General features: G+C 63.9%; 4 protein-coding genes. 3 read left to right on the forward strand and 1 reads right to left on the reverse strand.

Annotated features, from left to right (window positions below):
* Positions 1-15 precede the first annotated feature (15 nt).
* Positions 16-1,632 carry a PvdJ/PvdD/PvdP-like protein gene (locus tag B0E42_RS13755; protein WP_077506639.1) on the reverse strand — a complete coding sequence of 539 codons (1,617 nt, stop codon included), beginning with the start codon at positions 1,630-1,632 and terminating at the stop codon, positions 16-18.
* A 326-nt stretch (positions 1,633-1,958) separates the two neighbouring features.
* On the opposite strand from B0E42_RS13755, the gene pvdM reads away from it, so the two are divergent.
* From pvdM to B0E42_RS13770, 3 genes are read left to right on the forward strand one after another with little or no spacing between them, the layout of a single operon-like run.
* Positions 1,959-3,329 (forward strand): pyoverdine-tailoring dipeptidase-like protein PvdM, encoded by a 1,371-nt coding sequence (gene pvdM / locus B0E42_RS13760; protein WP_018613065.1) that lies wholly within the window; start codon positions 1,959-1,961, stop codon positions 3,327-3,329.
* Positions 3,326-4,606: an aminotransferase class V-fold PLP-dependent enzyme gene (locus tag B0E42_RS13765; protein WP_077506640.1), complete on the forward strand. Its 1,281-nt coding sequence runs from the start codon at positions 3,326-3,328 to the stop codon at positions 4,604-4,606. Before pvdM ends, B0E42_RS13765 begins: the two co-directional genes overlap by 4 nt.
* A 23-nt stretch (positions 4,607-4,629) precedes the next feature.
* Positions 4,630-5,505: a formylglycine-generating enzyme family protein gene (locus B0E42_RS13770; RefSeq protein ID WP_077506641.1), complete on the forward strand. Its 876-nt coding sequence runs from the start codon at positions 4,630-4,632 to the stop codon at positions 5,503-5,505.
* Positions 5,506-6,215 lie beyond the last annotated feature (710 nt).

Consider the following 6,215-nt stretch of genomic DNA (forward strand, 5'->3'; position numbering starts at 1 on the left):
TCCAGCTAGGAAGGGTTAAACCGGCTTGGATTTGAGATTACGCGCATACCACGGCCGTTGTGGCACGCGGCGGAACAGTTCGGAGAGCTTTTTGTCATCGCTGCCGAAGGTGATGCGCAGGGCCAGTTTCATGGTTTCCGGGTCCATCTCCACCGAACGCCCAACCTGCAACCCCGGCGTGGTGCTGCAACCGTGGGTGTCCGGGCCCAGCCAGGGGTCGGCGATTTCGACCCAGCGGCCCGGGGCGTACCAGGGCACACCATTGACGTCGAGCCGGCTCACTTCGCCCGGGTGGAAACGTTCGTGGGCGCGGAACCAGTCTTCGAGGCGGTCGTCGATCCAGCCGTGGAACGCCCAGAACACCGGGCTCACGTGGGAGGAAAACGGATCACCGAGGAAGTCGTTTTCCGCGGCGTACCAGCGCGCGGCGAAGTCGTCCGGGTCACGGGCGAACGGCACCGGGTGACCGTTGGACGGGTCACGCGGCACCGAGGCCCAGCGCATGTGCAGCCAGTCGTGCAGGCCCAATTCCACTTCCGAACCGAACTGGCCCAAGGTCAATTTCGACAGGTAGCGCGGGTCGCGGTAGCGCGATTCCCAGACCTGGAAATTGCTGTGGTAGGTCTCGGCGGTCTTGATGTCGCTGACCCACTGGGCGTACTGCTCGTCGCCATCGGCCAACCAGGTCGGCGGCAAGGCCGTGCCATCGTGGTTATCGAGGTAGCGGGCAAACCCAAGGCGATCGCGTTCCAGCTCCGGTTGCGGCAAGGGAAAGCGCGGCCACGACGGCAGCGGCTGGAACGAACGGGCCGTGCCGAGCATGTGCCGGTGCATGAAAAAGAAGTCCACGCCCGAGCCGTTGCGATCCTTGCGCGGGCCGCGGGCATCACGCTCCTGGTCCCGTGGGCCGGGCTGCCAACCGATGCCGCGCAGGGCATTGCGTTTGTCCTCGTCCAGGGTGTGCCATTTGTCCCGCGTGGCGTGCCAGAGCTGGTGGAACAGCCGATGCTCGGGCGACACCAGCCAGGCCAGCAACGGCGGGCTCAGCGGCGTGCGCTCCCGGGCCTCGGGGAAGCGCTGCTTGAGGGCGATGAAATGATTGTCCTGTTCAGGCAGTGCCATGGGGCGGTCCAGGCGCAACACACGACCGCTGAGGGTGGCGCTGCCGGCATTGCCGAAACCGGCCCAGACTTCGTCCAGGGTCATGATGAATTCGTAGTCCGGCGCGTCCTGGCGAGCACTCATCAGCCGCCAGCTCAGTTGCTTCGGGTCGGTGCCGGTCAGGTCGCCCAACACCCGATAACGCGGCTCATCGGTAGCGCGCAAGCCTTCGGCGCTGTCGAGGTAGCCCACCAGGCCACGGCCCCTTTGGCCGATATCGAGCAATAGTTGCAAATCGTCCTGCGGCAAGCCTTCGAGACCGGCGTCACGGCCGGTGAAACGGATCGTCCAGATGCCCCGCAACGTATCGGCCCGGCGCTGGCCCTCTACGTCAGCCACGTCGAACGAGGCCTCGCCGGGGGTAATGGTCGGGTCCGGCCGGGTCAGTTCGCGATGCCCGTAATACACCGCAGGCACGGCGGCACCGGTCAGCGCCAGGCCTGCCATGAACCATCGTCGAGAAATCGTCATTGCCTTACCTGTGTCCAGCCCTGGAGCGGGCTTTATCCAAGCTAGAACGATGGGTGGGCTGACAAATTTATAGGCAGATGTGAGGGCCTCATCGCGAGCAAGCTTTGCTCCCACAGGGGATCTGAATACATTCGCAAGAAATGGGTTGGTTTCAAGCAAGCTTTGCTCCCACAGGTGGAGCCCATTGCAGTTGCACTGTGGGAGCAAAGCTTGCTCGCGATGGCGGCCTCGAGAACACCTAAATTTCCCCGCCGATCACTCGTTCTCCCCAGATAGCAAAGGCCCCCGTGCCTGTCCTTCCAAGGCGAACCTGACTGAGATCGGCAATGACAACACCTCGTTCGAAAAAGGCTCTTTTCATCGGCCTGCCCCTGGCCCTGGCGTTGGCCGTCGGTGCTGGCGTCGCGGCTTGGGATCACTGGTGGCGGGACAATCCCGGCTACCCGGTCAAAGTCATGAACGAAGCCAGGGAGCTGCACGAACGCCTGCTGTCCTTCGACAGCCACATCACCGTACCGCTGGATTTCGGCACCGCGGGCAATGAAGCCGACAAGGACGGCAGCGGCCAGTTCGACCTGGTGAAAGCCAACCGCGGGCAGTTGTCCGGCGCGGCCCTGACGGTGTTTGGCTGGCCGGAGTTGTGGAACGGCCCCAACGCGCCGCACAAGCCCACCGCCGGCTTCGTCGAGGAAGCGCGCAACCAGCAGGAAGTGCGCTACAAAATCATCACCGGCCTGGTCCGCGACTTCCCCAACCAGGTCGCCATCGCCTACACCCCGGATGATTTCCGCCGCCTGCACGGCGAAGGCAAGTTCGCGATCTTCATCAGCATGCTCAACGCCTATCCCCTCGGCCACGACCTGAGCCTGCTGGACCTGTGGACCGCGCGAGGCATGCGCATGTTCGGCTTCAGCTACATCGGCAACAACGACTGGGCCGACTCCTCGCGCCCGCTGCCGTTCTTCAACGACTCGCCCGACGCCCTCGGCGGCCTGTCGGACATCGGCAAGCAAGCGGTGACGCGCCTGAACGACCTAGGCGTGATCATCGACGTGTCGCAGATGTCGACCCAGGCCCTGGAACAAGTCGCGCAACTGAGCCGCACGCCGCTGGTGGCCTCCCATTCGGCGCCACGGGCGATGGTCGACATTCCACGCAACCTCAGCGACAAGGAAATGCAACTGATCAAGGCCAGCGGCGGCGTGGTGCAGGTCGTCGGTTTCTCCCAATACCTGCGGCCGCTGACGCAAAAGACCCAGGACAAGCTCAACGCCCTGCGCGAACGCTTCGACCTGCCGCCGCTGCCCAACCTGGCGATGGCGCTGATGCCCGGCGACCCGATCATCGCCGCCTGGCCGGAACAGAAATTCGGCGAATACGCCGGCCAGCTCTACGGCATCCTCGAAGAAGAGCCCAAGGCCAGCCTCAAGGACCTGGGCGATGCCATCGACTACACCGTGCGCAAGATCGGCATCGACCACGTCGGCATCAGCTCGGACTTCAACGAAGGCGGCGGTGTGGAAGGCTGGGAGAACGTCGGCGACATCCGCAACGTCACCGCCGAACTGCTGACCCGCGGCTACTCCGAAGCCGACATCGCCAAACTGTGGGGCGGCAATTTCCTGCGGGTCTGGGACCAGGTCCAGAAAGCCGCCCGCCCCGCCCTCGCCTCGACCCAAAAGGCCGTCCAGCCATGAACGAGCGTCGCACCTTCCTGAAGCAGGCCGGGATCCTCGCCGCCGGCCTGCCGCTCGCTGCCAGCCTGCCCGTCACGGCCAGCGCCGATCCACTGCCACCGCTGTCCAAGGACAAATGGGTACAGTTGCGCTCGCTGTTCAACCAGGACCCGGACTACCTGCACTTCTCCAATTTCCTGGTCACCACCCACCCGCGCCCGGTGCGCGAGGCCATCGACTGGCACCGCGCCGCCCTGGATAAAAACCCGGGGCTGTTGATGGACTGGGACCTGGGTGTCACCGAAGAACGCGAGGAAAACGTCCGCACCTGGGCCGGCTGTTACCTGCAAGCGAGCCCGAAGCAGATCGCCCTCACCGGCAGCACCACCGAAGGCCTGTCGATGATTTACGGCGGCGCCCATGTCGCGGCCGACCAGGAAATCCTCACCACCGTCCACGAACACTACGCCACCCACACCATTCTCGACCTGCGCACCCAACGGACTGGCACACGGGTGCGCAAGATCAAGCTGTTCGACAACGCCCACGACGCCAGCCATGAACAGATCCTCACGGCCATCGACCGCAACATCCGCCCCGAAACCCGGGTGCTGGGCATGACCTGGGTGCACTCGGGCAGCGGCGTGAAGCTGCCGATCGACAAGATCGGCGCCCTGGTGGACAAGCACAACCAGGGCCGCAGCGATGAGCAGCGGATCATTTATGTGGTGGACGGCGTGCACGGTTTCGGCGTCGAAGACCTCAGCTTCCCCGCCATGAATTGCGACTTTTTCATCGCCGGCACCCACAAGTGGATGTTCGGCCCACGCGGCACGGGCCTGGTGTGCAGCCGCAGCGAAGAGCTCAAGTACGTCACGCCAATCATCCCGACCTTCTCCGAAGCCACGGCGTTTTCCACCACCATGACCCCAGGCGGTTATCACGCTTTCGAGCATCGCTGGGCGGCGGACGAAGCGTTCAAGTTGCACCTGCAATTGGGCAAGGCCGAGGTGCAGGCGCGCATCCATGCCCTCAATAGCTATTTGAAAAAACAGCTGCTGGCACAGCCGCAGATCGAACTGGTCACCCCGCTGAGCCCAGACCTGTCCGCCGGTTTCACCTTCTTCCGGGTCAAGGACCGCGACAGCGACGAGGTCGCCGCTTACCTGATGAAGAACCGCGTGATCGCCGATGCCGTGCATCGCGATGCGGGGCCGGTGGTCCGCACCGCGCCGGGGCTGCTCAACACCGAAGCCGAGATCGATCGCTTCATGGGCTTGCTGGGCAAGACACTCTGAACCTGACTTATCGAGAGAGATGGATGAACAGTTTTTTGTTGAAGCTATTCCCGGCACTGGCCGTCGCCGCCCTGCTGCCCTCCGGCGCCCAGGCGTCTCAAGCGGGCCAGGTCTTTCGCGACTGCAAGGACTGCCCGGAAATGGTCGTGCTGCCCACCGGTACCTTCCAGATGGGCACCCCGGAAGACGAAGTAGGCCGCGAGCCCGACGAAGGCCCGATGCACCCGGTGACGTTCGCCAAACCGCTGGCGATCAGTCGCTTCCAGGTGCTCAAGGGCGAATGGTTCGCCTACCTGCGCGACACCGGCTACACAATGCCCGACGGCGATGAGCGCCCCGGCCGGGCCTGCAAGGCCGGCATCCCCGACTACCAGGGCAGCGACCCGCGCAAGCAATACACCGACCGGCACCCGGCGGTGTGCATGGACTTCGCCGAGGCCAATGCCTACGTCGCGTGGTTGTCGAAAAAGACCGGCAAACACTACCGACTGGTCAGCGAATCCCTGCGCGAGTACGCAGCACGCGGCGGCAGCACCGGGCCGTTCCCCTTCCCGTTTGACGAGGGCAAGGAATACAGCATCGCCCAGCACGCCAACACCTACGGCGCGGCCGACGGCTACAACTTCACCGCCCCGGCCGGCAGCTTCGCACCCAACGCCTTCGGCGTGTATGACATGCACGGCAACATCTACGAATGGACTGCCGATTGCTACAACGAAAACTACGTGGGCGCCCCGAGCGACGGCAGCGCCTGGCTGACCGGCAAGTGCGAATTCAAACGCATCCGCGGCAATGATTGGGGCGAGGCGCCAGTGTTCTCCCGCTCCGGCAACCGCAACGCACTGGTGCCAGGCGACCGCGGCGACTGGATCGGTTTTCGGGTGGCGCGGGATATGTAGGCGCCCCCTGTGAGAGCAAAGCTTGCTCGCGATGAGGCCGGCACATCCACCCTCTTCATCGACTGTAACCCCGCCTTCGCGAGCAAGCCCGCTCCCACATTGGATCTTCAGCAGCCACAAACTCCGTGTACACCCGGAGTCCTTCTGTGCGAGCTTGCTCGCGATGAGGCCAGCACATCCAACATCGTCGTTGACTGTAACCCCGCCTTCGCGAGCAAGCCCGCTCCCACATTGGATCTTCAGCAGCCACAATATCCGTGTGCACCCGGAGTCCTTCTGTGGGAGCTTGCTCGCGAAGAGGCCAGTACATCCAGCCTCTTCGTTGACTGTAACCCCGCCTTCGCGAGCAAGCCCGCTCCCACATTGGATCTTCAGCAGACACGATATTCGTGTGCACCCGGAGTTCCTTTGTGGGAGTGGGCTTGCTCGCAAAGAAGCCAGCACATTCAACATCCTCGTCGACAGCAATACCGCCTTCGCGAGCAAGCCCGCTCCCACAGAAAAAACGCGATACCACTAAGAACCAGGTCGGCTATCAGGCCGCCTCGTTTCGGACGTTGATCTCGGGCGCCCCGTTAACCACGCTGGCCGAACGCAGGCATTGCGCAGTGGGCACCTCGGCATGGATGCCGAGGTAGCCGCGCTGGGCCATGGATGGCCCTTCGCGGCGGCCCACGGAGCAATGCCGGAGTGAGGGCACACCGAGCCTA

Source organism: Pseudomonas sp. A25(2017), assembly GCF_002001065.1.
Classification (GTDB): domain Bacteria; phylum Pseudomonadota; class Gammaproteobacteria; order Pseudomonadales; family Pseudomonadaceae; genus Aquipseudomonas; species Aquipseudomonas kilonensis.